Genomic DNA, 25579 nt, shown 5'->3' on the forward strand with positions numbered 1-25579 from the left:
GAGAAGCCCGATGGCGAAAAGCGAAGCGGAGTTGCGGCTGCACGGGTTGTTCGTGCGCGGGCTCGCCGGCGACGCGGCCGCCTATCGCAGCTTCCTGGAGCAGCTTGCCTCGCACCTTCGCGCCTTCCTGGCCCGGCGACTGTTCGGCTGGCCCGACGAGGTCGAGGACCTGGTCCAGGAATGTCTTCTCGCCATGCACAACCAGCGCCACACCTACCAGCCCGACCAGCCCCTGACCGCCTGGGTGCATGCGATCGCGCGCTACAAGATGATCGACCTGCTGCGGGCGCGGGCCGGTCGCGAGGCGCTGCACGACCCGCTGGACGACGACCTCGCCGTGTTCGCCGAGTCGGCCACCGAGGCCAGCGATGCGCGGCGCGACCTGGCGGGCCTGCTGGCGACGCTGCCGGACCGCCATCGGCTGCCGATCGTCCACACCCGGCTCGAAGGGCTGTCGGTCGCCGAGACCGCGCGCCTGACCGGCATGTCGGAATCGGCGGTCAAGGTGGGCGTTCACCGCGGACTGAAGGCGCTGGCGCAGAAGATCAGGGGGAGCCGATGAGAACCGACCAACTGGTCGCCCTGCTGGCGGCGGATGCCGCCCCGGTGCGCCGGCGCGCGGTGTCGCGCCGGCTGGGGGTGGCGCTGGCGATCGCACTGCCGGTCTCGGCGGCCTGGATGCTGATGGCCTACGGCGTGCGGCGCGACCTGATCGAGGCCATGTTCTGGCCGATGTTCTGGGTTCGCCTGCTGTTCGGCGCCGGCATCGCCCTGGCAGCGTTCGTGGTGGTGCAGCGGCTGGCGCGTCCGGGCGTGCGGGTTCGGGGCGCGTGGCTGGGGCTGGCGGCGCCGGTGCTGCTGATCTGGCTGCTGGCCCTGGTGGCGTTGCTCTCCGCGCCGGTCGAAGAGCGCGCGGCGCTGGTCATGGGGCACACCTGGCGCAGCTGCGCCATCGACATCGCCGTGGTGTCGCTGCCGATGTTCGCGGCCCTGCTGTGGGCGCTCAAGGGCCTCGCGCCGACCCGGCCGGCGCTGGCCGGCGCGGCGGCCGGCGCGCTGGCCGGCGGCGCCGGGGCGATGGTCTACGCCCTCCATTGCCCGGAGCTGGCGGCGCCGTACATCGCGGTCTGGTACGTGGCGGGCATCGCGCTGCCGGTGGTCGCCGGCGCCCTGATCGGGCCCCGGCTGCTGCGCTGGTGAGCTGGCCGCAGGCTATCGCCTGGTCTTCGAGCCGAAGATCCCGCCCAGCACCCCGCGCAGGATCTCGCGCCCCACCGTCGTGCCCATGGTCCGCACGGCCGATTTCGCCATGGTCTGCGCCAGGCCGTCGTGCTTGCCGCCGCGTGGCCCGGTGGAGCCGAACAGCAACTCGTTGAGGCTGCCCATGACACCGCCCGACTCCGGCGCCGCCGGCGCGCCGGGCTTGCCGGCGGTGGCGGGCGCATCGGGCGCGGTCGCGGCGCGGCCCTTGAGCTTCTCGTAGGCCGACTCGCGGTCGACGGCTTTCTCGTAGACGCCCGCCACCAGCGAATTGGCGATCAGGGCCTGCCGCTGGGCCGGCGTGATCGGGCCGATCTGGCTGCCCGGCGGCAGCACGAAGACGCGTTCGGTGACGCTCGGGCGGCCCTTGTCGTCGAGGAAGCTCACCAGCGCCTCGCCGACCGCGAGCTCGGTGATCGCCGCCTCGATGTCCAGCCCCGGCTTCTGGCGCATCGTGGTGGCGGTCGCCTTCACCGCCTTCTGGTCGCGCGGCGTGAAGGCCCGCAAGGCATGCTGCACCCGGTTGCCGAGCTGGGCCAGGACCGAATCCGGGATGTCCAGCGGGTTCTGCGTGACGAAGAACACGCCCACGCCCTTGGAGCGCACCAGCCGCACCACCAGTTCGATCCGCTCGACCAGGGCCTTGGGTGCCTCGTTGAACAGCAGGTGGGCCTCGTCGAAGAAGAACGCCAGCTTGGGCTGCTCGGGGTCGCCGATCTCGGGCAGCTGTTCGAACAGTTCCGACAGCATCCACAGCAGGAAGGTGGCGTAGAGCCGCGGCGAGTTCATGAGCTTGTCGGCCGCCAGGATGTTGATCACGCCCTTGCCGTCCACCGACTGCATGAAGTCGGCGATGTTGAGCATCGGCTCGCCGAAGAACTTGTCGCCGCCCTGGCTCTCGATCGCGAGCAGGCCGCGCTGGATCGCGCCCACGCTGGCGGCGCTGATGTTGCCGTATTCGGTCGTGAACTGGCTGGCGTTCTCGCCCACGTGCTGCAGCATCGCCCGCAGGTCCTTGAGGTCGAGCAGCAGCAGGCCGTTGTCGTCGGCGATCTTGAACACCAGGTTCAGCACGCCCGACTGGGTCTCGTTCAGGTTGAGCATCCGGCCCAGCAGCAGCGGGCCCATGTCGGACACCGTGGCGCGTACCGGATGGCCCTGCTCGCCGAAGACGTCCCACAGCGCGACCGGGCAGGCGAGGGGCGTCGGCAGGTCGAGCCCGCGCTCTTTCAGGATGCCCGCCATCTTGGCGCCGATGCTGCCGGCCTGGCTGGCGCCGGTGAGGTCGCCCTTGACGTCGGCCATGAACACCGGCACCCCGATCGACGACAGCTTTTCGGCGATGGTCTGGAGCGTGACGGTCTTGCCGGTGCCGGTGGCGCCGGTGATCAGGCCGTGTCGATTGGCCAGCCCCGGGAGCAGGGTGCATTCGATGCTGCCGTGGCGGGCGATGAGGAGAGGGTCGGCCATGGGGTTTTCCGGTCGTTCGAAGGGGCCCAGTCTAGCGAAGCCGGCCTCCTATAATCGCGACCCCATGCGAAGCTTCCTCCGGTGTGACCGAAGGCGTCTTCGCGTATCTCTTTGCGACAATTCCCCAAGACCCGGAGTTCTCCTTTGTCATCGACTGCCCAATCCCCCGTTCCCGCCGCTGGCGACGCCTCCGAACAGTCACCCCTCGAGAATGAATTGGCTGTCCTCCTGGTCGAGTCGCTCAACCTGGAAGTGGCCCCGGCCGACATCGTGCCGACCGCACCGCTGTACGGCGAAGGCCTCGGGCTCGATTCGATCGACATCCTGGAAGTCGCGTTGGAGGTGTCGCGCAAGTACGGCTTCCAACTGCGCTCGGACGACGAGCGCAACCAGCAGATCTTCGAATCGCTGCGCAGCCTGGCCGCGCATGTCGCGGCGCACCGCGGCACGTCCTGATCCATGTCCCGATGGCGCATGGCGCTCCTGCTGCTGGCGGGGGTGAGCTATGCCTGCGTGTCGCACTGGATGATGCTCTATCACGCGGCCGAGCCCTGGGCCGTCGTGGTCTTGCTGGGCCCGCTGTGGCTCACCGCGCTCGGTCTCGCAGGCAGCCGCTTCGGCCGCTGGGGGCTGGCGCTGGCCGGCCTGGCCGGGGTAGCGGGCTTCGCGCTGGTGCTGCTGGGCGAGGCCGGTGACCCGAATCGTCTCTATGTGCTGCAGCATGCCGGCATCAACGCCTTGCTCTGCGGCTGGTTCGGCAGCACGCTGCGGGGCGACCGGCTGTCGCTGATCGGCCAGTTCGCCCAGCGCGTGCATCCGCTGTCGCCGGCGATGCGCATCTACACCGCCCAGGTCACGCGGGTCTGGACGCTGTACTTCGCCTTGATGGTGGTGGCGTCGATCGCGGTCTACGCGAGCCTGTCGTTCGCGGCCTGGTCGGTGCTGGCCAACCTGCTGACGCCGCTGCTGGTGGCCGGCCTGTTCGTCGGCGAGCACCTGATGCGCTACCGGCTGCATCCCGAATTCGAGCGCACCCGCATGATCGACGCGGTGCGCGCCTTCTATGGTGCGCCGGCGGACCCCTCCGCGCGGCACTGAACCTGGCGAATCCCTTGAGTCCCGACACCTTCCTGCCGCTGCTGGCGCAGCGCGACCTCGACCAACCCCTGGCCTGGCGCGCCGGCACCCCGGTGAGCGCGCGCGAGTTCCTGGCCGATGTCGCCCGCTTCGCGCCGGCGCTGCTGCCGGGTGGTCCGGTCGTGAACCTGTGCGTCGACCGCTACGCCTTCGCGGTCGCGCTGGCCGCGGCCCTGGTGCGCGGCGAAGCCAGCCTGCTGCCCCCGGATGCGCGCCCCGACACGCTGGCGCGGCTGCACGAGATCGGCGACCCCGCCTATGCGGTGATCGACGACCCGGCGCTCGAGACCCCCGGCCTGCCGCGGGTGCAGGTCGAAGACCGTGCGCCGACGGTCGATGGCCCGGAGCCGCCGCTGCCGTCCTTCGCCGCCGGCATGCATGCGGTGAGCCTCCTGACCTCGGGTTCGACCGGCGCACCGCAGCCGCATGCCAAGACCTGGGGCACGCTGTTCGGCGATGTCCAGGCCGCGGTCGGCCGCCTGGCCGGCCTGCTCGGACGGTCGTCGCTGGCCGGTCTGACGCTGGTCGCCACCGTGCCGGTCCAGCACAGCTACGGCATCGAGTCCTCGGTGCTGCTCGCCCTGCTGGGCGGCGCCGCCTTCGACAGCGGACGGCCGTTCTTTCCCGCCGACGTGGCCGAGGCGCTGGCCTCGGTGCCGCAGCCGCGGGCGCTCGTGACGACGCCGTTCCACCTCAAGACGCTGCTGCTGTCCGGCATCGCGCTGCCGCCGGTCGACCTGATCCTGTCGGCCACGGCCCCCTTGTCGCCCCAGTTGGCGGCCCAGGCCGAGCAGGCGATGGGCGGCGCGCTGATCGAGATCTACGGCAGTACCGAATCGGGCCAGGTCGCGACCCGCCGGCCGACCCAGAGCGAGGTCTGGGAGACCTTCGGCGAGATCCGGGTCCAGGCCGAGCATGACGCGGCCGGCGTCGAGCGCTTCATCTTCTCGGGTGATTTCATTCCCGAGCCGACGCCGATGGCCGACATCCTGGAACTGGTCGACGACCGGCGCTTCCGGCTGCTCGGCCGGGCCAACGACCTGATCCACGTGGCCGGGCGGCGCAGTTCGCTGGGCTACCTGAACCATCACCTCAACAGCATCCCGGGCGTGGTCGACGGCGCCTTCTGGCTGCCGGACGACGTGGCGGACGGCGTGGTGCGGCCGGTGGCCTTCGTGGTCGCGCCCGGGCTCGATGCCGCGGCGATCATCGCGGCCCTGCGCGAACGGATCGAGGCGGTCTTCGTGCCGCGCCGGGTGGTGCACGTGGCGGGCTTCCCGCGCGAGGGCACGGGCAAGCTCACGGCGCGCTCGCTGCGCGAGTTCGCGCTGGCCCAGCTGGCCGCCGACGGCACGCCGGTGCAGGTCACGCGCGAAGTGGCCGCGGACCACCCGGCCTTTGCCGGCCACTTTCCGGGCCAGCCGCTGATGCCGGGCGCCTTGCTGCTGGCCGAGGTTCTGGAAGCGGTGCACGGCGTGCCCGCACTGGCCGCGCGCCTCGGCACCGAGCCGACCCTGGCCGCGGCCAAGTTCCTGGCGCCGGTGCGCCCGGGCAGCACGCTGGTGATCGACCTGGTGCCCGAGACCGGCGCCGCCCGGGGCCTGCGCTTCGAGGTCCGCAGCGGCACGGTGGTGGCGGTCAGCGGACGCTGGGTGCCTGGCGCTACGCTATGAGCGCAACGCCGCCCGAGCCGGGCGATGCGAAGTCGCGCCAGGCCGAGTGGTCGCGCGCGCCCGAGCGCAGCAACATGCTCGCGCTGCGCGTCATCTGCGCCATCGCGATCCTGTGCGGGCGGCCGTTGACCCGACTGATCCTGCATCCGATCTCGCTCTACTTCCTGCTGTTCTCGCCGACCCCGCGGCGCCACATCAAACGCTACCTGTTCCGAGCCGTCGGTCCCAAGGCCGGCTGGGCCGACGGCTATCGCCTGCTGCACGCCTTCGCCTCCACCGTGCTCGACCGGCTCTATTTCCTGCGCGGGCGGATGGACCTGTTCGACATCCGGGTGTTCGGCAATGCGCCGGTCGAAGTCGAGGTCAACGCCGGCCGCGGCGCCTTCATGCTCGGCGCCCATGTCGGCAGCTTCGAGGCGCTGGGCGCGTGCAAGCACCGCGCCGGCGCGCCGGCCGATCTGCGTCCCGCGATGGTGATGTACCCCGACAACGCGCAGCAGATCAACGCGGTGCTCAACGCCATCAGCCTGCCCGAGCTGCGGCCGCACATGATCGCGCTCGGGCGGCCGCATTCGATGCTGGACCTGCGCGACTGGCTCGATTCCGGGGGCCTCGCCGGCTTGCTGGCCGACCGCACCCTGGCCGGGCCCGAGGAGGCGGGCCAGCAGCGCGGCAGCAGCATCGAGGTGCCTTTTCTCGGCCGACCGGCGCTGTTCAACGACGGGCCGTTCCGGCTCGCCGCCTTGCTGCGCCGCAAGGTCTTCTTCATGGCCGGCCTCTACGTGGGCGGCGCCCGCTACGATGTGCTGTTCGAGCCGCTGGCCGATTTCAGCGAGCGCGCGAGCGACCCGGCCGAACGGGAACGGCGCATCCGCGCGGCGCTCGAAGCCTACGTGGCCCGGCTCGAGGCGCTGTGTCGCGCCTACCCGTACAACTGGTTCAACTTTCATGATTTCTGGCTCGAAGATCCGCATTGAACGCTGGGGCAGGGCGCTGGCCGCGCTGATGCTGTCCTGGCTTTTAGCCTCGTCAGCCTGGGCTTTCGACCTGCCCGAGCTGATGGGCCTGCTGGCGCAGCAGAAGAGCGGCGAGGCCCGCTTCACCGAGCAGCGCTTCGTGCGGGGCCTGGAAGGCCCGCTGGACGCCAGCGGCGTGCTGAGTTTTACGGCCCCCGACCGCCTGGTCCGCCGCACGCTGTCGCCGCGGCCGGAGACGATGAGCGTCGAGGGCAATACGCTGACCCTGTCGCGCGGCGGCCGCACGCGCACTCTGGCCCTGGACAGCATGCCCGAGCTGCTCGGCATGGTCGAGGCCATGCGCGGCACGCTGAGCGGCAACGGCCAGAGCCTGCAGCGCTACTTTCGCAGCACGCTCTCCGGCTCGGCCACCGGCTGGCGCCTGGACCTGGAGCCGATCGACCCGCGGCTGGCGGCCCAGGTGCGCTCGATGCGCCTGAGCGGACGCGGCGGCGAGGTGCTGGGCATCGACATGGAGTTCATCGGCGGCGACCGCTCGGTGATGGCGATCACGCCCGAACGCGGCGCCGGCACGGCGGCCGTTCCGTCCGCCCCCTCCGCGGCATCGGCGCGCACCACCCCGTGACCCGAGCCGCTGCCGCGCCCGGTCGCCGCCGTGTCGCGTTGACCCTGGGTCTCTGGCTGCTGGCGCTGCTGGCCGGTGCCACGCTGATCGCGCGCACCCATTTCAGCGCCGACCTGTCGGCCTTCCTGCCGGCCAGCCCCGACGCGCGGCAGCAGATCCTGATCGAGCAGCTGCAGAGCGGCATCGCCTCGCGCACGATCTTCATCGGCATCGAGGGCGGGCGGGACGCGGCGCAGCGGGCGGTGGTGTCGCGCGCGGTCGCGCGTGCGATGCGCGACAGCCGGCTGTTCGACCTGGTCCAGAACGGCGACACCAGCGACTGGAAGGACACCGGCACCTGGGTCTTCGACCACCGCTACCTGCTGGCGGCCGGGCTGACGCCCGAGCGCTTCAGTGCCGCCGGGCTGCGCGACGCGATCCTCGACAGCCTGTCGATGCTCGGCACGCCGGCCGGCAACGCGCTCAAGCCGCTGCTCGACCGCGATCCCACCGGCGAGACCCAGCGCATCGCCGAAGGCCTGATTCCCGCCAGCTCGCCGCGCAGCGAGGAGGGCGTCTGGGTGTCGCGCACCGCGCCGCGGGCGCTGATCCTCGCCACCACGCATGCTGCCGGCGGCGACCTCGACGCCATCGCCCTGGCGATCGCGCGCGTGCAGGGCGCCTTCGACGAGGCCACGCGCGAGATGGCCGGCGACGGTCCGAGCCTCGAGATGACGGGCGCGCCCGTGTTCTCGGTCCAGAGCCGCGACCAGATCAAGGGCGAGGCGATCCACCTGGCGGTGGTCGGCGGCATCGTCATGGGCGCCTTGCTGCTGCTGGCCTTCGCCTCGCCGCGGGCGCTGGTGATCGCGCTGCTGCCGGTCGCCACCGGCGTGGTCGGCGGCACCGCGGCGGTGAGCCTGGTCTTCGGCGAAGTGCACGGCCTGACGATGGGCTTCGGCAGCACGCTGATCGGCGAAACCGTCGACTACGCGATCTACTACCTGATCCAGGCCCGCGGCGCCGCCGTCGCCGGCACCGGCTGGCAGCGCTGGCGCGACATCCATTGGCCCACGGTGCGGCTCGGGCTGCTGACCTCGGTCTGCGGCTTCGCGGCGCTGGTGTTCTCGGGCTTCCCGGGGCTGGCGCAGCTCGGCGTGTTCTCGATCGCCGGCCTGGTCGCGGCGGCGCTGGTCGCGCGCTTCGTGCTGCCGGTGCTGGCCCCCGACGGCGCCACCGGCATGGGCATGCGGCGCCAGATGGCCCAGCTGGCAGGCTTCCTGGTGCGCGGACTGCCGCGCCTGCGCTGGCTGCTCTCGGGCCTCGGCGTGGCGGCACTGGCGCTGGTGCTGTGGCAGGGCGGCTATCTCTGGCGCGCCAACCTCGGGGCCATGAGCCCGGTGCCGAAGGCGATGCAATCGCTCGACGCCGAACTGCGCGAAGACGTCGGCGCCAGCGACGGCGGCACCCTGGTCGTGGTCCATGGCAGCGACATGCAGGCCACGCTGCGCAGCACCGAGGCGGCCGGCCAGCGTCTCGAGGCGCTGGTCGACAAGGGCGATCTGTCGGGCTTCGAGACCGTCACCCGCGTGCTGCCGAGCGAGGCGTCGCAGGCGGCGCGCATCGCCAGCCTGCCGGACGCCGCGACCCTGCGCAGCCGCCTGGCCGAAGCGACGCAGGGCCTGCCGCTGCCGGCTGCGCGGCTCGAGCCCTTCATCGCCGACGTGCAGGCCGCCCGGGCGCTGCCCATGATCCGGCGCGCCGACCTGGCGGGCACGCCGCTCGACGCGGTGGTCGGAGCACTGATGTTCGAGCGCACCGCCGGCGGCTGGTCGACGCTGATCTCGCTGCACCCGGGCGCCAGCTTCGACCCCGCCCGACTGGCGGCCGCGCTCGACGGCCTGCCCGACGTGCAGGTGGTCAATGTCGGCGACGAACTGTCCGGGCTCTACAAGCGCTATCTGCGCGATGCGTTCGTCCAGGTGATGCTGGGTGCTCTCGCGGTGGTGGTGCTGCTGGCCGCCTGGCTGCGCTCGGGGCGCCGCCTGCTGGCTGTCTGCCTGCCGCTGGTGGTCGCCGTGGTGCTGACCCTCGGCGGCATGGCGGCCTTGCACGTGCCGCTGGGCATCCTGCACCTGGTCGGCCTGCTGCTGATCGTGGCGGTGGGGTCGAACTACGCGCTGTTCTTCGACCAGCTGCGCGAGACCGGCCGGGCCGACGAGGACACCCTGGCCTCGCTGATGCTGGCCAACCTGACGACCGTGGTGTCGTTCGGGCTGATCGCGATCTCCGACATTCCGGCGCTGTCCTCGATCGGCCGGGTGGTGGCGCCCGGCGCCTTGCTGGCACTGCTGTTGTCGGCGGCCTTCGCGCGCACCGCCGCTCCTTCCGGGACCGGCCCGCGCTGATGGGAAAATCGACCCCCATGGCTGCCGTCGTTCCTGCTCCTCCTTCCGCGACCCGCTGGTCGTGGCCGCCGCTGGTGCGCGCCAGCATCGGCTGGCACCTGCTCGCCCTCGGGGCCGCGGTGACGGTGCCCGGTGCGCTGCCCTGGGCCATTGCCGCGGTGGTGTTGAACCATGTGCTGATCACCGCCGCCGGGCTGACTCCGCGCAGCAGCCTGCTGGGGCCGAACATGACGCGGCTGCCCGCCGCCGCCGCGGCGCGCCACGAGATCGCGCTCACGATCGACGACGGGCCCGACCCGGAGGTCACGCCCCAGGTGCTCGACCTGCTGGACGCCCACGGCCAGCGCGCCACCTTCTTTTGCATCGCGGAGCGGGTGGCCGCGCATCCGGCGCTGGCGCGCGAGATCGTCGCCCGCGGCCACAGCATCCAGAACCACACGGCGGGGCACCGCCACGACTTCTCGCTCCTGGGGCCGCGCGGTTTCGAGGCCGAGATCGCGCGCGCCCAGGCCCTGCTGTTCGAGGTCACGGGCGAGCGGGCGAGCTGCTTCCGGGCTCCGGCCGGGTTGCGCAACCCTTTCCTGGCGCCGGTGCTGCACCGGCTGGGCCTGTCGCTGGTGAGCTGGACGCGGCGCGGCTTCGACACCCGCGAGGGCGATCCCGTGATCGTGCTGGCGCGACTCGAGAAGGGCCTGAAGGCCGGCGACATATTGCTGCTGCACGACGGGCATGCCGCGCGCACCGAGGGCGGCCGCGCGGTCGTCCTGGAGGTGCTGCCGTCGCTGCTGGCCAGAATCCGATCCGACGGCCTGCGTGCCGTGACCCTGCCCGAGGCCCTGGCTGAACGATGAACCCGGTTTCCACCGACGCCGCGTGGCGTCAGATCCACGAGCACGCGAGCGCGCCGTACCGCAAGGCCGGCAAGTTCGCCTGGCATTTCGCGCGCGGCAAACTGGGCCGCGACCCGGTCTTCCGTGGCCTGGTCGAGCGCGGCCTGATCGGCGCGCATCGCCGCCGGGTGGTCGACATCGGCTGCGGGCAGGGCCTGTTCGCGAGCCTGCTGTCGGCCCTCGGCACGCTGCAGTCGCGCCCGGGTGCATGGCCCGCCACCTGGAGCGCAGCGCCGGCCGCGATCCGCTACACCGGCATCGAGCTGATGCCGAAGGACGTGGCGCGCGCCCAGGCGTCGATCGGCCACCTGCAGCCGGCGCCGGAGTTCGTCTGCGCCGACATGTGCCGGGCCGCCTTGCCGCCCAGCGACTTGGTCGTGATCCTCGATGTGCTGCACTACGTCGACCTCGACGCCCAGGAGGGCGTGCTGCGCCGCGTGCGCGACGCCCTGCAGCCCGGCGGACGTCTCCTGCTGCGGGTCGGCGATGCCGCCAGCCGGCGCGGCTTTGCGATCAGTCAGTGGGTCGACCGCACCGTGACCCGGATCCGCGGCCACCGCGCGTCGCCGACCTGGGGCCGGCCGCTCGACGACTGGATGCTGCTGCTGGAGCGGCTCGGATTCAAGGTCCACAGCATCCCGATGAGCGCAGGCACGCCCTTTGCCAACGTGCTGCTGGTGGCCGATATCAAGGAAGCCGAATGACCGCACCCCAGACCCTCGACCGCGCCGGCATTGCGCGGCGCATTCCGCACAGCGGCAGCATGTGCCTGCTCGACCGTCTCGCCGCATGGGATGCCGAATCCATCCACTGCACGACCGCCTCGCATGCGCATCCGGACAACCCGCTGCGCACCGCCTCCGGCCTGCTGTCGCCGAACCTGATCGAGTATGCGGCGCAGGCCATGGCGTTGCACGGCGGCCTGCTGGCGGCGGAGGGCAGCGAGCCCTCGGCCGGGTTCCTGGCGAGTGCGCGCAATGTGCGCCTGAGCGTGGCCCGCATCGACGACATCGCGGGCGACCTGCAGGTGCATGCGCAGCGGCTCACCGGCGATCAGAGCCAGGTCCTCTATCAATTCGCAGTCACTGACGCCACCGGGCGGCCGCTGGCCGAGGGCCGGGCGGTCGTCGTCCTGAACACCCCGCTTGCCATGGAAACCAACGCATGAGTCTCATCGGAAAACGCGCCTTGATCACCGGCGCCAGCGGCGCCCTGGGCGCCGCCATTGCGCAGCGACTGGCGCGCGACGGCGCCACCGTGCTGCTGCACGCCAACTCGCGGCCCGAGTCGGTGGAGCAGCTGGCCGCCACCATCGCCGCCGCCGGCGGCAAGGCCGAGTGCGTGGTCTTCGATCTGCGCAGCGACGACGCGGCGCAGGCGGCCTGCCAGCGCCTGCTCGAGGGCGGACCGGTGCAAGTCATCGTCAACAATGCCGGCGTCCACGACGACGCCGTGTTGCCGGGCATGCGGCCCGAGCAGTGGCACAAGGTGATCGACGTCTCGCTCAACGGCTTCTTCCGCGTCACGCAGCCGCTGCTGCTGCCGATGCTGCGCACGCGCTGGGGGCGCATCATCAACATCTCTTCGGTGGCCTCGTTGACCGGCAATCGCGGGCAGGTCAACTATGCGGCGGCCAAGGGTGCGCTCAACAGTGCGACCAAGGCCTTGTCGCTCGAAGTGGCGGCGCGTGGTGTGACTGTGAATGCGATCGCGCCGGGGATCATCGCATCGCCGATGGCGGATGGCGTTTTCGACGCGGCGATGATCAACCAGATGGTGCCTGCGAAGCGGGCCGGGACGCCGGATGAGGTCGCATCGTTGGCCGGGTTCCTGGCGAGCGACGAGGCGGCCTACATCACGGGGCAGGTGATCTCGATCAACGGCGGGATGATTTAGAGGTTGGCCTTGGCCCATTGGGACGGGCGCCCGGCACGCGGTGCGGGCCGGGCTCAGGGGGTGATCAAAGATCCGTGTCGTCTCCAACGCCGATGCAACCCCGACGTGTCAGCGGTGGCGGGCGGTATGCCCCGGGCTGGCCGTTGAGGCACCGCCGAGCAGCGGAGCGGCAGGCGGATCAGGGCCGCGCGTGTTTGAGTGGAGCGCAGCGGAGCGAGTTTGCGCGGACCCCGCCTGTCGCGAGCAGCGCAGGGAAGCCGCGAAGCGGCCGGTGACGTCGGCCGGCCCGGGGCATACCGCCTGCCGCCGCCGCCCCCGCCACTCGCCGCCCCGCTCAAGCGAGCAAGCAAGCTCACGCCTGAAACGGCGCCACCCCCCGCAGCTTGCGAATCATCAACCCCGGTAGCCGCAGCACGAACTCCACCATCAGCCGCGTGTGCATCCAGGTCAGCAGCAGGTTGTCTCGCCCATAGCGGAAGTGCGACACGCCGCCTTCTTCCGCCGTGAGGTACTTCACCGGCGCATCGATGTTGACCGGCTTGACGCCGCGCCAGGCCAGCCGGACCACCGCTTCGGTGTCGAAGTCGAAGCGGCGCATCCATGGCTGCCGCGCCATGACCGCGATCAGGTCCGCCACCGGGTACACCCGAAAGCCGTAGAGCGAATCGCCCACGCCCGCAAACAGCGTCTCCAGCTGCGTCCAGCCGTTCGAGACCCTGCGCCCGCGCACCCGCAGCAGCGGGGCGCTGGCATCGAAGACCGGACGGCCGAGCACCATCGTCTCGGGCCGCGCCTGCGAGGCCTGCATGAACGTCGGGATCAGGTCGGCCGGATGCTGGCCGTCGGAGTCCATGGTCAGTGCGTGGGTGTAGCCGGCCTGCTGCGCCTCGCGCAAGCCATGCAGCACGGCGGCACCCTTGCCCTGGTTGTGCGGCAGCACCCGCACGCGCAGCCCGGGGTCTTCCGCGGCCATGCGCTGCAGCCGCTCGCCGGTGCCGTCGGTGCTGCCGTCGATCACCACCCACACCGGGTTCCATTGCGCACGTGCCGCCTTGACCGTCGAGAACAGGCGTTCTCCTGTGTTGTAGCTGGGGATCAGGACAAGGTGGGTGCGCGAGACGTCTGGCATGCGGGCTGCGCGTCGGGGGCGCGCTGTTCCATGGATTGGCGGTAATAGAGTTCGATCTGCTGCAGCAGCGCGTTGCTGTCCTGCGAGGGCGCGAAACGCTGGCCCAGGCTCAGGCGGAACACGATCGGCAGCGGCGGCACCCGCCACAAGGGCCAGCCCTTGCCCAGGTAAGGCGAGTCGGTGTCGATGAACACGGTCTGGATCGGCGCCTGCGCGAGCTTGGCGATCAGCGTGACGCCCGGCCGGAAGCTGTTGAGCGGGGGCGTGACGGTGCGCGTGCCTTCGGGAAAGATCACCAGCTGGCCGCCGTTGCGCAGGTCGTCGACCGCCAGCCGCACCATCGTGCGCGCCGAGTCGTTGCGGATGTAGCGCGCCAGCCGGGCGCCCGCGCCCAGGAAGATGTTGCGCATCAGGTCGGCCTTCATGATGCACGCGCTCCGCGGCAGGCGGGCCACCAGCAGCAACGCGTCGAGCATCGTCGGATGGTTCGCCACCAGGATCAGGCCGCGTTCGTCGCGCAGGGCGTCGAGGCAATCGGCGTCGATGCGCATCATGCCGCTCAGCGAAGCGGCAGCCCAGAAGAAGCGGTAGGCGAAGGCGATGGCGCGGCGGCCGAGCGCGCGCCCGGTGGCCACCGGCAGCACCGGGTAGAGCAGCATCGCGGCGATGTTCCATGGCAGCGAGATGGCACCGAGCAGCACCAGCAGCGCATACAGCGGCAGCGCGAACGGGATCGACAGTCCCAGACGAAGCAGCCGGTTCATCGATGGCCTCGACCCATCAGGGGAGCAGGGCGCCGCGTGCCACCGCATGGGCCTCGATCTCCACCAGCAGGTCCTGGCGGCAGATATCGGCTTCGAGGTAGACCGCGTGGCTCACCGTGTGCGCCGCCGGGCCCAGCGCCGCTTCGAGCGCCTGACGCACCAGGGGCGCATCGGCGGCATGGCGCACGTAGACCACGCAGTCGAGCGCCGACAGATCGAAGACGGCGCTGGTGCGCGCGTTGGCGGCCGCGATCACGGCGGCGAGGTTGCGCAGCGTCTCCTCGAGCTGCGGCAGCAGCTGGCCCACGTGCACGGTCTCGTGGCCGACGATGCTGGCCGTGCCCGAGATGAAGAGCGCGACGTCGCCGCCGCCGATCTCGGCCAGCGCCGCGCGCGAGAAGGTCGGTGCGCGGGGCCCGTAGGCCGGCGGGTAGCGGTAGGCGGAGACCTGGCGCGGGTTCTCGACCGCCAGCGGGGCCGTGCGGCCGGCGAGGAAGCGGATGCTCAGCGCGCCCTGGTGGATGCCCAGCGCGCAGGCCGCCGGAGCGCCGTCGAAGGCCGCCTGGCCGGCGTCGACGAAGGCCTGCTGCCGGCCGGCATTGAACTGCCGGTAGCGCTCCAGTCCGCCGCCGTCGCCGTTGATCTGCGGCAGGTAGTTCCAGATCCGCAGCAGGTGGGCGCAGCCGGTGGCTTCCAGCGCGGCGAAGAGATCGCGATAGGCGCGCTCGGCCAGGGCGGCGACGCCGCTGCGCTCCACGTTCTCGTCGAGGTCGATGGCGCCGAGCATCCAGTGGCCGTCGCAGCGCCAGCGCACCACGCCGGTGGTGCCGGACTCGATGTGTTCGCTGGCATGCCAGACATCGGCCATCGGGGGGCCGTTGGTCAGCACGCGGGCGTTCACGGTCGGCATCCAGGCGAGCCCGTCGGGCGTGCCGTAGCCCAATGCGCCGAACAGTGCCGGGCTGTCGGCGGCGAGGGCCAGGCCCTGCGCCAGGCTGAGGCGCTGCACGCGCAGGGGCGGGGTGGTCAGGGGGAGTCGTGCGGTCACTGGGCCTCGACGATGTTTTCGCCGGCGAGCGGCCCGAGATCGCGGATGTTGCGCCGGCGGCGCTGCCAGGCGTTCCAGGTCCGGCGCGGATGCGCGGCGCAGACCGCGAAGTAGATTGTCTTGAGGACGCGCAGCGAGCGCCAGATGGGCGTCTTGCCGTAGATGTCGCCGGCCAGCAGCGACATCAGCGCCTCCTTGACGCGCAGGGGGTTCGATGGATACATGAAGAACTCGCGCATGGTCGGGTTCGTGACGCGGAAGATGAACCACGAGAACTCCCGCGGACCCTTGCGCATTTCCGCCTCGAAGCGCCGCCGTTCGGCCGCGGCTCGGGCGGGCTGGTCGAGCGCCGTGGCGACCACCTCGGCGCCGACGAAGGCACTGTGCATCGCCAGGTAGACGCCGGAGGAGAACACCGGATCGATGAAGGCATAGGCATCGCCCAGCATCAGGTAGCGCTCGCCGCTGCAATGGGTGCTGGTGTAGGAGTAGTTGCCGGTGGCGTAGACCGCGTCGTCGACCAGCGCGGCGTCTTTCAGGCGCTGCACCAGCGGCTCGCACATCGCGATCGTGTCGGCGAAGAAATCCTTCAGCGGCTTCTTGCGCGACTTCAGGTAGTAGGGCCAGCAGACCGCGCCCACGCTGGTGCTGCCGTCGGCCAGCGGGATGTACCAGAACCAGCCGTGCTGGAACCAGAAGATCGTGATGTTGCCTTCGAGCTTGCCCGGCGCCCGCTCGGCGTTGGTGAAGTGGCCGAACAGCGCCGAGCTGTTGTGCTTCGGGTTCTTCTGCTTGGCCTTGAGCTTGTTCGACAGGAAGGTGTCGCGGCCCGAGGCATCGACGACGAAGCGCGCGCGCCACCGGCGCTGCGCGCCGTCGTCCAGCACCGCCAGCACATCGGCGCCGTCGGCGTCGAAGGCGACCTCGCGCACCCGGCAGCCTTCGACGGCCTGGGCGCCCTGGGCGGCGGCATGGCGGAACAGGATCTCGTCCATCTCGGAGCGCCGTACCTGCCAGGCATAGGGCATGGTCTTGTCCCAGGCCTCGGAAAACTCGAGCCGGGTGATGTGGTCGTGGTCCGGCGAGACGAACTCGACGCCCCATTTGGGCATGCCGATGCGCTCCAGTTCGTCGCGCAGGCCGAGCTTGTCGAACAGCGCCACGTTGGCCGGCAGCAGCGATTCACCGATGTGGAAACGCGGATGGTGCGCCTTCTCGAGCATCACGACGCTGCGGCCCTGGCGGGCCAGCAGGGCGGCGGCCGTGGCGCCGGCCGGGCCGCCGCCGATGACGAGCACGTCGCACTGCGCGGGTTCGGGCGAGCCGGGATCGGCGGTCGGCGGGGGATTGTTCATGCGCGTGGGCTGGAAGACTGGAAAAGAGGGTCGCGCAGACGCGCATCAGGCTCGGATTATCCCCAAAAGGCACTGGCGCTCCTGTCGGACGGTCCCGGCAGTTGCGTCCGCCGGACAGTAAACTCGCTGCCTGGTTTGAAAACACAAGATTGCGAGAGATAGAGCCATGGCCGGACATAGCAAATGGGCGAACATTCAGCACCGGAAGGGCCGTCAGGACGAAAAGCGCGGCAAGCTCTGGACCCGCGCCATCCGTGAAATCATGGTCGCCGCGCGCACCGGCGGCGGCGACCTGGGCGGCAACCCGCGGCTCCGGCTGGCGGTCGAGAAAGCCAAGGCGGTCAACCTGCCGATCGACACGATCAAGCGCAACATCGACAAGGCCACCGGCAACCTCGAAGGTGTGAACTACGAGGAAATCCGCTACGAGGGCTACGGCATCGGCGGCGCCGCGATCATCGTCGATACCATGACCGACAACCGCGTGCGCACCGTCGCCGAGGTGCGCCATGCCTTTTCCAAGCATGGCGGAAACATGGGCACCGAAGGCTCGGTGGCCTTCCAGTTCAAGCATTGCGGCCAGCTCGTGTTCGGGCCCGGCACCAGCGAGGACAAGGTGATGGAAGTCGCGCTCGAGGCCGGCGCCGAGGATGTCGTCACCGACGACGACGGCGCCATCGAGGTGCTGACCGCGGTCGGCGATTTCGAGGCCGTCAAGAACGCGCTCGAGGCCGCCGGCCTGAAGCCCGAGGTGGCCGAAGTCACCATGCGGGCCGAGAACACCATCGAGCTCGCCGGCGAGGAAGCCGCCCGCATGCAGAAGCTGCTCGACGTCCTGGAAGACCTGGACGACGTGCAGGATGTCTATCACAACGCCGCGCTGTCCGAATGACGGCTTGGCGAACGAAAGCCCGCGAATGAAGGTACTGGTGATTGGAGGCGGCGGCCGCGAGCACGCCCTGGCGTGGCGACTGGCGCAGTCGGACCGGGTCAGCCGGGTCTACGTGGCGCCGGGCAACGGCGGCACCCGCTCCGATACGCGCTACGAATGCGTCGACATCACGGCGCCGGCCGACCTGCGGGCCTGGGCCCAGAAGGAAAAGATCGGCCTGACCGTGGTCGGCCCCGAAGCGCCGCTGGCGGCTGGCGTGGTCGACGAGTTCCGTGCCCACGGCCTGCGCATCTTCGGTCCGACCCAGGCCGCGGCGCAGCTCGAAAGCTCGAAGGCCTTCTCGAAGGCCTTCATGAAGCGGCACGCGATCCCGACCGCCGAATACGAGGCCTTCACCGACGCCGCGGCGGCGCATGCCTACGTCGACGCCAAGGGTGCGCCGATCGTGGTCAAGGCCGACGGCCTGGCCGCCGGCAAGGGCGTGGTGGTCGCGATGACGGCCGCCGAGGCGCACGAGGCGATCGACTTCATGCTGCTCGACAACAAGTTCGGCGTCTCGCACAACGAGGGCGGGGCGCGCGTCGTGATCGAGGAGTTCCTGACCGGCGAAGAGGCCAGCTTCATCGTGCTGTGCGACGGCCAGAACGTCACGGCGCTGGCCACCAGCCAGGACCACAAGCGCCTGCTCGACGGCGACGAAGGCCCGAACACCGGCGGCATGGGCGCCTATTCGCCGGCCCCCGTGGTGACGGCCGAGGTGCACGCCCGCGCGATGCGCGAAATCATCCTGCCGACCATCCGCGGCATGGAGAAGGACGGCATTCCCTACACCGGCTTCCTCTACGCCGGCCTCATGATCGACGCCAAGGGCCACCCCAAGACGCTCGAGTTCAACTGCCGCATGGGCGACCCCGAGACCCAGCCGATCATGCTGCGGCTCAAGTCCGATCTGTTCGAGGTCTTCTGGCACGCCACCGACGGCACGCTCGATCAGGTCGAGCTCGAGTGGGACCGCCGGGTCGCCCTCGGCGTCGTGATGGCCGCGCACGGCTATCCGCTGGCGCCGCGCAAGGGCGACCGCATCACGGGCATTCCGCCGGAGGCGCCGGACGCCGTGGTGTTCCACGCGGGCACCACGCTCGACGGCGGCGAGCTCACGACCAGCGGCGGCCGCGTGCTCTGCGTCACGGTGCTGGCCGACAGCGTCAAGCTGGCGCAGCAGCGGGCCTATGCGGTGGCGGCGCGGATCCAGTTCGACGGCGCCCAGTACCGCAAGGACATCGGGCATCGCGCGGTCCAGGCGCGCGGCCGCGAGGCCTGATGCCAGCCGCCGACCACAGCCGACCCGAGGCGGTGGCCGCCTACCTGCGCGGGCTGCAGAGGCACATCGTGGAGGCGGTCGAGACCGCCGACGGCGGGCGCTGCGTCCGCGACCCGTGGCACAAGGCGCCTGGCGAGCCGCTGCAGGGCAGCGGCCTGACCTGCATCCTCGAAGGCGGCGCGCTGTTCGAGCGCGCCGGCTGCGGCTTCTCGCAGGTGCGCGGGCCGCGGTTGCCGCCCTCGGCGACCCAGCACCGGTCCGAGCTGGCCGGGGCGCCGTTCGAGGCGATGGGCGTGTCGCTGGTCTTCCATCCGCGCAACCCCTACGTGCCGATCGTCCACATGAATGTCCGCATGCTGGCCGCGCTGCCGGCCGATGGCGCGCCGGTGTGCTGGTTCGGCGGCGGCATGGACCTGACGCCGTGCTACGGCTTCGAGGAGGACGCGGTGCATTTCCACCGCAGCTGCCGCGATGCCCTGGCGCCTTTCGGTGACGACAAATACCCGCGCTTCAAGGCCTGGTGCGACGACTACTTCACGCTCAAGCACCGCAACGAGCAACGCGGCGTCGGCGGGATCTTCTTCGACGACTTCGCCGAACCGGACTTCGACCAGAGCTTCGCGCTGCTGCGCTCGGTCGGCGATGCCTTCCTGCCGGCCTACCTGCCGATCGTCGAGCGCCGCCGCAACATGCCCTACGGTGAGCGCGAGCGGGCCTTCCAGCTCCACCGCCGCGGCCGCTACGTCGAGTTCAACCTGGTCTGGGACCGCGGCACGCATTTCGGCCTGCAGTCGGGCGGGCGCACCGAGTCGATCCTGCTGTCGATGCCGCCGCTGGCCAGCTGGGCCTATCGCCTCCAGCCCGAGCCGGGCAGCCCCGAGGCGGCGCTCTACAGCGACTTCATCGTCCGGCGCGAATGGCTCTGACTCCGCTGCGCGTCGGTGTCTTCGGCGGGGCCTTCGACCCGCCGCACAACGCGCACGTGGCCCTGGTGCGATCGGCGCTGGCGCAGCTGGATCTGGCCGAGCTGCGCATCTTCCCGACCGGGCAGGCGTGGCACAAGGCGCGTCCGCTGAGCGCCGCGGCCGACCGCCTCGCGATGGCGCGGCTGGCCTTCGAGGGCATCGAAGGCGCCGTGGTCGACACCCGCGAGATCGAGCGCCCCGGGCCGACCTACACGCTCGACACGCTGCGCGAGTTGCAGCGGGCGCATCCCGGCGTGCAACTGGTGCTGATCGTGGGCGCCGACCAGGCGCGTTCGCTGCCGCGCTGGCACGGTTACGAAGAGATTCTCGCGACCGCTATAATTTCGGTAGCTGATCGCGCACTGCCCACGGGCCCCTCCGGCCCATTCGATCCCGGAACGCTGGCACCCCTGCCGTCCGGCGCGCGATTCGAGCAACTCCAAATCCAGCCGATGGACACCAGCGCGACCGACATCCGGGCGCGCGCTGCGCGTGGCGAGGACCTCGATGGTCTGGTTCCGGCGGCGGTTGCACGCTATATTGACAGACACCACCTCTACCGACCCGCCTGATGACCACTGAAGCCGCCGCAAAAAAAGACATCCAGAAACTCCAGAGGGCCATCGTCGACGGACTCGAGGACGTCAAGGCGCAGGACATCCAGGTTTTCGACACTGAACATCTGTCGCCGCTGTTCGAGCGCGTGATCGTCGCCTCGGGCACCTCCAACCGCCAGACCAAGGCGCTGGCCTCCAGCGTGCGGGATGCGGTGCGCGATGCCGGCTTCCACAAGCCGCGGGTCGAGGGCGAGGCGAACGGCGAGTGGATCATCGTCGACTGCGGCGCGGCCGTGGCCCACATCATGCAGCCGGCCATCCGGCGCTACTACCACCTCGAAGAGATCTGGGGCGACAAGCCGGTTCGCACCAAGCTCGGTGCCGCCAAGCCGGCCGTGGCCCAGGCCTCCGAAGAGAAGGCGCCCGCGGCCAAGAAGGTGCCGACCTCGCTGCGCCGCTCCAGTGCCGCCAAGACAGCGATCCGCTCGGCCGAGCAGGCCGCCAAGGCGGAAAAGCAGAAGCCCGCCGCCAAGAAGACCGCCGCCCGCAAGACGACCGCGGCCAAGTCCCCCGTGAAGACCGTGGTGGTCAACAAGGCGCCGGCCAAGAAGGCTGCCGCCAAGAAGGCCGCGCCGGCAGCGAAGAAGGCCGCACGCAAGACGACCTCGCCGAGGTCATGAAACTGCTGGTGGTCGCGGTCGGGCAACGCATGCCCGACTGGGCGCAGACCGCCTGGGACGACTACGCCAAGCGCTTCCCGCCCGAGCTCAAGCTCGAACTGCGCGCGGTCAAGACCGAGCCGCGCGGCTCCAAGACGCTCGAAACCCTCTATGCGGCCGAGCGCGAGCGCATCGAGGGCGCGATCGCCAAGGGCATGCGGATCGTCGCGCTCGACGAGCGCGGCACGGCGCTGACCACCAAGGCCCTGGCGGCGCGGCTGCAGGCCTGGCAAGGCGAGGGCGACGACGTGGCGCTGGTGATCGGCGGCCCCGACGGCCTCGACCCGGCATTCAAGGCGGCCGCGCACGAGCGCATCCGGCTCTCCGACCTCACCCTGCCGCATGCGATGGCGCGCGTGCTGCTCGTCGAGCAGCTGTATCGCGCGTGGTCGGTCAATGCCGGCCACCCGTACCACCGCGAATGAGTCCTCATCCACCGTTCATCTACCTGGCCTCGCAAAGCCCGCGCCGCGCCCAGTTGCTCGGGCAACTCGGCGTACGGCACGAGCTGCTGCTGGCCACCGCCGAGGAAGATGCCGAGTCGCTGGAGGCCGTGCTGGCCGGCGAATCGCCGACCGCCTACGTGCAGCGCGTCACGGCGCTGAAGCTCGATGCCGCCGTGCGGCGCCGCCTGGAGCGCGGCCTGCCGCCGGCGCCGATCCTGTGCGCCGACACCACGGTGGCGATCGGCCGCACCATCCTCGGCAAGCCGGAGGACGCCGCCGATGCCGCCCGCATGCTGGCCTCGCTGGCCGGGCGCACCCACCGCGTGATGACCGCGATCGCGCTGCAGCATGGCGATCGGCGGCTGGCAGCCCTGAACGTCTCGCATGTCCGCTTCGCGGCGGTCGGTCCGGCGCGCATCGCCGCCTACGTCGCCAGCGGCGAGCCTCTGGGCAAGGCCGGCGCCTACGGCATCCAGGGCCGTGCCGCGGCCTTCATCGAACACATCAGCGGCTCGCATTCGGGCATCATGGGCCTCCCGATGTTCGAGACCGCCGAACTGCTGCGCCAAGCCGGCTTCGAGAGCTATTGAGACCTTGCAGGACAGACCAAGAAACTGCGCGGCAGTTTTTGCTCTGTCCTCAACTGACTAGAAAACATGCAAGACATCCTGATCAACTGGTCCCCCCAGGAGACCCGCGTCGCGCTGGTCGAGCACGGCGCGGTGCAGGAGCTCCACTTGGAGCGCACGCTGGAGCGCGGGCTGGTCGGCAACATCTACCTGGGCAAGGTGTCGCGGGTGCTGCCGGGCATGCAGTCGGCCTTCATCGACATCGGCCTCGACCGCACCGCCTTTCTGCATGTGGCCGACATCGTCGCCCCGTTCACGCCCGGCTCGCGGCCGAGCACCCAGGTGGCCGACCGCGACCATCGCAACGGCGGCGCCATGGTGCCGATCGAGAAGCAGGTGTTCGAGGGCCAGTCGCTGCTCGTGCAGGTCATCAAGGACCCGATCGGCACCAAGGGCGCGCGGCTGTCGACCCAGATCAGCATCGCCGGGCGGCTGCTGGTCTTCCTGCCGCAGGACAATCACATCGGCGTCTCGCAGAAGATCCCGCCCGACCTGCGCGATGCGCTGCGCAACCGCATGCAGGCGCTGATCGAGGCCGCCGCGGCCGCCGACAGCGGCGGCGTGGTGCCGGCCAACACCGGCGGCTTCATCCTGCGCACCAACGGCGAGGATTCGAGCGATGCCGAACTGGCCGAGGACATCGCCTATCTGCGCAAGACCTGGACCCGGATCCGCGAACTGTCGGCGCGGATGCCGCCGATGTCGCTGCTGCACCAGGACCTGAGCCTGCTGCAGCGCGTGCTGCGCGACATGACCAGCGAGGACACCCAGACCATCCGCATCGACTCGCGCGAACAGTTCGATGTGCTCCTCAAGTTCGGTCTCGAATTCATGCCGCAGGCCGCCGGCAAGCTGCAGCTGTACAAGGGCGAGCGACCGATCTTCGACCTCTATTCGATCGACGAGGAGATCGCCAAGGCGCTGGGCCGCCGGGTCGACCTCAAGTCCGGCGGCTACCTGGTGGTCGACCAGACCGAGGCCCTGACCACTGTCGACGTCAACACCGGTGGCTTCGTCGGTGCGCGCAATTTCGACGACACGATCTTCAAGACCAACCTCGAGGCCGCGCAGGCGATCGCCCGGCAATTGCGGCTGCGCAACCTGGGCGGCATCGTGATCGTCGACTTCATCGACATGGCGCGCGACGACCACCGGGAGCAGGTGCTGGCCGAATTCCGCAAGCAGCTGGCGCGCGACCGGGTCAAGACCACGGCCGGCGGCTTCTCGCAGCTGGGCCTGGTCGAGATGACGCGCAAGCGCACGCGCGAGTCGCTGGCCCACATGCTGTGCGAGCCCTGCCTGGCCTGCAACGGCCAGGGCATCGTGAAGACCGCGCGCAGCGTGGCCTATGACGTGCTGCGCGAGATCCTGCGCGAGGCCCGGCAGTTCACGCCGCGCGAGTTCCGCATCGTCTCGTCGCCGCAGGTGATCGAGCTTTTCCTCGACGAAGAGAGCCAGCACCTGGCCGGCCTGAGCGATTTCATCGGCAAGCCCATTTCGCTCCAGGCCGAGCCCGCGATGGGGCAGGGCCAGTACGACATCGTCTTGCTCTAGCGGCCGTTCAGAGAATGGCCGGCTGGCCCGCCGGCGCGGTGCGCACGGCATTGTTCTGCAGCCGCGCATACAGGCCGTCGAGCGCCATCAGCTGTTCGTGCGAGCCGTGCTCGGCGATGCGGCCATGCTCCATCACGACGATGCGGTCGGCATGCTGGATGGTCGAGAGGCGGTGGGCCACGATCAGCGTCGTGCGGCCCTGCATGAGCCGCTGCAGCGCTTCCTGCACCTGCCGCTCGGATTCGGTGTCGAGCGCCGAGGTGGCTTCGTCGAGCAGCAATATCGGCGCGTTCTTGTAGAGCGCGCGCGCGATCGCCAGGCGCTGCCGCTGGCCGCCCGACAACTGGGTCGCGTTGTGGCCCAGCACGGTGTCGATGCCCTGCGGCAGGCCTTCCACGTGGACCGCCAGGTTGGCGGCAGCGACGCATTCGAGCACGCGCTCGCGGTCGATCGCGGCACCGAGCGCGACGTTCGCCGCCAGGCTGTCGTTGAGCATCACCACGTCCTGGCTGACCATCGCGAACTGCGAGCGCAGGCTCGCGAGCTGCCATTCGCCGACCTCGTGGCCATCGAGCAGCACCTCGCCGGCGCTCGGCAGCACGAAGCGCGGCAGCAGGTTGACCAGCGTCGTCTTTCCCGAGCCGGAGGGCCCGACGAAGGCAATCACCTCGCCGGGCTCGATCGCCAGGCTGACGCCGTCGAGCGCGCGCGCCTCGTCGTCACCTCGGTAGTTGACGCAGACGCGGCGCAGTTCGATGTGGCCGGCCGCGCGTTCGAGCACGAACCGGCCCTGCGTTTCCGACGGAACCTCGTCGATCAACGCGAGGCCGCGCTCGAGCGCCGCCAGTCCGCGTGTGATCGGATTGGCCATGTCGGCGAGGCGCCGGATCGGCGCGATCAGCATCAGCATCGCCGTCACGTACGAGATGAAGCCGCCGACGGTCAGCCCTTTCTCGCCGGCCTGCCAGAGCGCGATCATCACCACGATCGACAGCGCGAAGGCAGCGAAGAGCTGCGTCAGCGGGGTCATCGCGGCCTGGGCGATGGTCGATTTCACGGCCAGGCGGTTGAGGCTGTGGCTCAGGCGTTCGAAGCGCTCGCTCTGGCTGGCTTCGGCGCGGTGCAGGCGCACCATCTTGTGGGCGAGGACGTTCTCCTCGACCACATAGGCCAGTTCGTCGGTGGCATGCTGCCCCAGGCGTGTCAGGTGGTAGAGCCGCTTGGACAGCACCTTCATGATCCAGGCCACGCCGGGCACCATCACGCCGACGATCAGCGTCAGCTTCCAGTTCAGGTAGACCAGGTAGAACAGCAGCGCAATCGTCACGAAGCCGTCGCGCGACAGGCTCAGCAGCGCCTGCACCAGCAGCATGGCGCCGGTCTGCACCTCGTAGACCACCGTGTTCGACAAGGTGCTGGCCGACTGGCGCGAGAACAGCGCGAGTTCCGCTTCGAGCAGGCGCTTGAACAGCATGCGCCGCAGTCCCTGCATGCCTTCGTTGGCGATCCGCGCAAGGGCATATTGCGAGATGAACTGCGCCACGCCGCGCACCAGGAAGAGCAGGATGATCGCCACCGGCACGATCCACAGCGCCAGCTGTCCGCGCGTGAAGCCGCGATCGAAGAGCGGCTTCAGCATCGCGGCCAGCAGGGGTTCGGTGAGCGCGGCGACCGCGGCGGTCGCGATGCCCAGCGCCCACCAGCGGCGCGAACTGCCGAACCAGGTCATCAGGCGCGCGAGTCGTCGCGTCAGGGGGAGGCGCACCGTGTCGGTGGCGGGGAAGGGCTGCATGGCGGCGAATTCTACGGGCCGGAACCTGTAGGACCCGACCGCCTCATACACGTTTTGTGACGACAGGGCCATCGCAACATGTACCATGTGCAC

General features: G+C 70.4%; 26 protein-coding genes. 20 read left to right on the forward strand and 6 right to left on the reverse strand.

What is annotated here, in order from left to right:
• Window positions 1-10: 10 nt before the first annotated feature.
• Window positions 11-562, forward strand: coding sequence for a sigma-70 family RNA polymerase sigma factor (locus QTI17_RS06205; RefSeq protein WP_286531769.1), 552 nt, complete (start codon window positions 11-13; stop codon window positions 560-562).
• Entirely contained in the window at window positions 559-1200 is a 642-nt protein-coding gene (locus QTI17_RS06210; RefSeq protein WP_286531770.1) for a DUF1109 domain-containing protein, read from the forward strand. Before QTI17_RS06205 ends, QTI17_RS06210 begins: the two co-directional genes overlap by 4 nt.
• A 12-nt stretch (window positions 1201-1212) precedes the next feature.
• Here the strand turns inward: QTI17_RS06210 and QTI17_RS06215 are convergent, their stop codons facing one another.
• A complete protein-coding gene (locus QTI17_RS06215) occupies window positions 1213-2730 on the reverse strand; it encodes a helicase HerA-like domain-containing protein (protein WP_286531771.1) in 1518 nt (505 codons plus the stop codon).
• Window positions 2731-2874: 144 nt separating this feature from the next.
• Between QTI17_RS06215 and QTI17_RS06220 the strand changes: the two genes are divergently transcribed.
• From QTI17_RS06220 to fabG, 10 genes are read left to right on the forward strand one after another with little or no spacing between them, the layout of a single operon-like run.
• A complete protein-coding gene (locus QTI17_RS06220; protein WP_286504364.1) occupies window positions 2875-3186 on the forward strand; it encodes a phosphopantetheine-binding protein in 312 nt (103 codons plus the stop codon).
• A 3-nt stretch (window positions 3187-3189) separates the two neighbouring features.
• Complete coding sequence (locus QTI17_RS06225) at window positions 3190-3828, forward strand: COG4648 family protein (RefSeq protein WP_286531772.1); 639 nt, start codon at window positions 3190-3192, stop codon at window positions 3826-3828.
• A 14-nt stretch (window positions 3829-3842) separates the two neighbouring features.
• Window positions 3843-5540 carry an AMP-binding protein gene (locus tag QTI17_RS06230; RefSeq protein WP_286531773.1) on the forward strand — a complete coding sequence of 566 codons (1698 nt, stop codon included), beginning with the start codon at window positions 3843-3845 and terminating at the stop codon, window positions 5538-5540.
• Window positions 5537-6517, forward strand: coding sequence for a lysophospholipid acyltransferase family protein (locus QTI17_RS06235; RefSeq protein WP_286531774.1), 981 nt, complete (start codon window positions 5537-5539; stop codon window positions 6515-6517). Before QTI17_RS06230 ends, QTI17_RS06235 begins: the two co-directional genes overlap by 4 nt.
• Window positions 6489-7142 (forward strand): LolA-related protein, encoded by a 654-nt coding sequence (locus tag QTI17_RS06240; RefSeq protein ID WP_286531775.1) that lies wholly within the window; start codon window positions 6489-6491, stop codon window positions 7140-7142. The genes QTI17_RS06235 and QTI17_RS06240 overlap by 29 nt, the downstream gene beginning before the upstream one ends.
• Entirely contained in the window at window positions 7139-9529 is a 2391-nt protein-coding gene (locus QTI17_RS06245) for an MMPL family transporter (RefSeq protein ID WP_286531776.1), read from the forward strand. Before QTI17_RS06240 ends, QTI17_RS06245 begins: the two co-directional genes overlap by 4 nt.
• Window positions 9529-10380 carry a polysaccharide deacetylase family protein gene (locus QTI17_RS06250; RefSeq protein WP_478138502.1) on the forward strand — a complete coding sequence of 284 codons (852 nt, stop codon included), beginning with the start codon at window positions 9529-9531 and terminating at the stop codon, window positions 10378-10380. Before QTI17_RS06245 ends, QTI17_RS06250 begins: the two co-directional genes overlap by 1 nt.
• Window positions 10377-11123: a class I SAM-dependent methyltransferase gene (locus QTI17_RS06255; protein WP_286531778.1), complete on the forward strand. Its 747-nt coding sequence runs from the start codon at window positions 10377-10379 to the stop codon at window positions 11121-11123. The genes QTI17_RS06250 and QTI17_RS06255 overlap by 4 nt, the downstream gene beginning before the upstream one ends.
• Window positions 11120-11587, forward strand: coding sequence for a hotdog family protein (locus QTI17_RS06260; protein ID WP_286531779.1), 468 nt, complete (start codon window positions 11120-11122; stop codon window positions 11585-11587). Before QTI17_RS06255 ends, QTI17_RS06260 begins: the two co-directional genes overlap by 4 nt.
• Window positions 11584-12315 (forward strand): 3-oxoacyl-ACP reductase FabG, encoded by a 732-nt coding sequence (fabG, locus tag QTI17_RS06265; RefSeq protein WP_286531780.1) that lies wholly within the window; start codon window positions 11584-11586, stop codon window positions 12313-12315. The genes QTI17_RS06260 and fabG overlap by 4 nt, the downstream gene beginning before the upstream one ends.
• A gap of 352 nt (window positions 12316-12667) precedes the next feature.
• On the opposite strand, the gene QTI17_RS06270 is transcribed toward fabG, so the two are convergent.
• The 4 genes from QTI17_RS06270 to QTI17_RS06285 are packed head-to-tail and all read right to left on the reverse strand — an operon-like array spanning window position 12668 to window position 16611.
• The gene (locus tag QTI17_RS06270) at window positions 12668-13444 is read right to left on the reverse strand and encodes a glycosyltransferase family 2 protein (protein WP_286531781.1); all 777 of its coding nucleotides are present in this window, start codon (window positions 13442-13444) and stop codon (window positions 12668-12670) included.
• Window positions 13411-14208 carry a lysophospholipid acyltransferase family protein gene (locus QTI17_RS06275; RefSeq protein WP_286529154.1) on the reverse strand — a complete coding sequence of 266 codons (798 nt, stop codon included), beginning with the start codon at window positions 14206-14208 and terminating at the stop codon, window positions 13411-13413. Before QTI17_RS06275 ends, QTI17_RS06270 begins: the two co-directional genes overlap by 34 nt.
• A gap of 16 nt (window positions 14209-14224) precedes the next feature.
• Window positions 14225-15256 carry a chorismate transformation FkbO/Hyg5 family protein gene (locus QTI17_RS06280; RefSeq protein WP_286531782.1) on the reverse strand — a complete coding sequence of 344 codons (1032 nt, stop codon included), beginning with the start codon at window positions 15254-15256 and terminating at the stop codon, window positions 14225-14227.
• Complete coding sequence (locus tag QTI17_RS06285; RefSeq protein WP_286531783.1) at window positions 15253-16611, reverse strand: NAD(P)/FAD-dependent oxidoreductase; 1359 nt, start codon at window positions 16609-16611, stop codon at window positions 15253-15255. The genes QTI17_RS06280 and QTI17_RS06285 overlap by 4 nt, the downstream gene beginning before the upstream one ends.
• Before the next feature lie 166 nt (window positions 16612-16777).
• Between QTI17_RS06285 and QTI17_RS06290 the strand changes: the two genes are divergently transcribed.
• The 8 genes from QTI17_RS06290 (at window position 16778) to rng (ending at window position 23694) form a co-directional block, all read left to right on the forward strand.
• Entirely contained in the window at window positions 16778-17503 is a 726-nt protein-coding gene (locus tag QTI17_RS06290; protein WP_286531784.1) for a YebC/PmpR family DNA-binding transcriptional regulator, read from the forward strand.
• Window positions 17504-17528: 25 nt separating this feature from the next.
• Window positions 17529-18824, forward strand: a complete 1296-nt coding sequence (purD, locus tag QTI17_RS06295; protein WP_286531785.1) for a phosphoribosylamine--glycine ligase — start codon at window positions 17529-17531, stop codon at window positions 18822-18824.
• Window positions 18824-19750 carry an oxygen-dependent coproporphyrinogen oxidase gene (hemF, locus tag QTI17_RS06300; protein ID WP_286531786.1) on the forward strand — a complete coding sequence of 309 codons (927 nt, stop codon included), beginning with the start codon at window positions 18824-18826 and terminating at the stop codon, window positions 19748-19750. The genes purD and hemF overlap by 1 nt, the downstream gene beginning before the upstream one ends.
• On the forward strand, window positions 19741-20361 hold the full coding sequence (gene nadD / locus QTI17_RS06305; RefSeq protein ID WP_286531787.1) for a nicotinate (nicotinamide) nucleotide adenylyltransferase: 621 nt from the start codon (window positions 19741-19743) through the stop codon (window positions 20359-20361). The genes hemF and nadD overlap by 10 nt, the downstream gene beginning before the upstream one ends.
• Complete coding sequence (gene rsfS / locus QTI17_RS06310; protein WP_286529147.1) at window positions 20361-21026, forward strand: ribosome silencing factor; 666 nt, start codon at window positions 20361-20363, stop codon at window positions 21024-21026. The genes nadD and rsfS overlap by 1 nt, the downstream gene beginning before the upstream one ends.
• Entirely contained in the window at window positions 21023-21490 is a 468-nt protein-coding gene (gene rlmH / locus QTI17_RS06315; protein ID WP_286367719.1) for a 23S rRNA (pseudouridine(1915)-N(3))-methyltransferase RlmH, read from the forward strand. Before rsfS ends, rlmH begins: the two co-directional genes overlap by 4 nt.
• Window positions 21487-22101, forward strand: coding sequence for a Maf family protein (locus QTI17_RS06320; protein WP_286531788.1), 615 nt, complete (start codon window positions 21487-21489; stop codon window positions 22099-22101). Before rlmH ends, QTI17_RS06320 begins: the two co-directional genes overlap by 4 nt.
• Window positions 22102-22167: 66 nt before the next feature.
• Entirely contained in the window at window positions 22168-23694 is a 1527-nt protein-coding gene (rng, locus tag QTI17_RS06325; RefSeq protein ID WP_286531789.1) for a ribonuclease G, read from the forward strand.
• 7 nt (window positions 23695-23701) lie between these two features.
• Here the strand turns inward: rng and msbA are convergent, their stop codons facing one another.
• Window positions 23702-25486: a lipid A export permease/ATP-binding protein MsbA gene (msbA, locus tag QTI17_RS06330; protein ID WP_286531790.1), complete on the reverse strand. Its 1785-nt coding sequence runs from the start codon at window positions 25484-25486 to the stop codon at window positions 23702-23704.
• Between the last annotated feature and the right edge of the window lie 93 nt (window positions 25487-25579).

Source organism: Variovorax sp. J31P179, assembly GCF_030316985.1.
GTDB classification, from domain to species: domain Bacteria; phylum Pseudomonadota; class Gammaproteobacteria; order Burkholderiales; family Burkholderiaceae_C; genus Variovorax; species Variovorax ginsengisoli_B.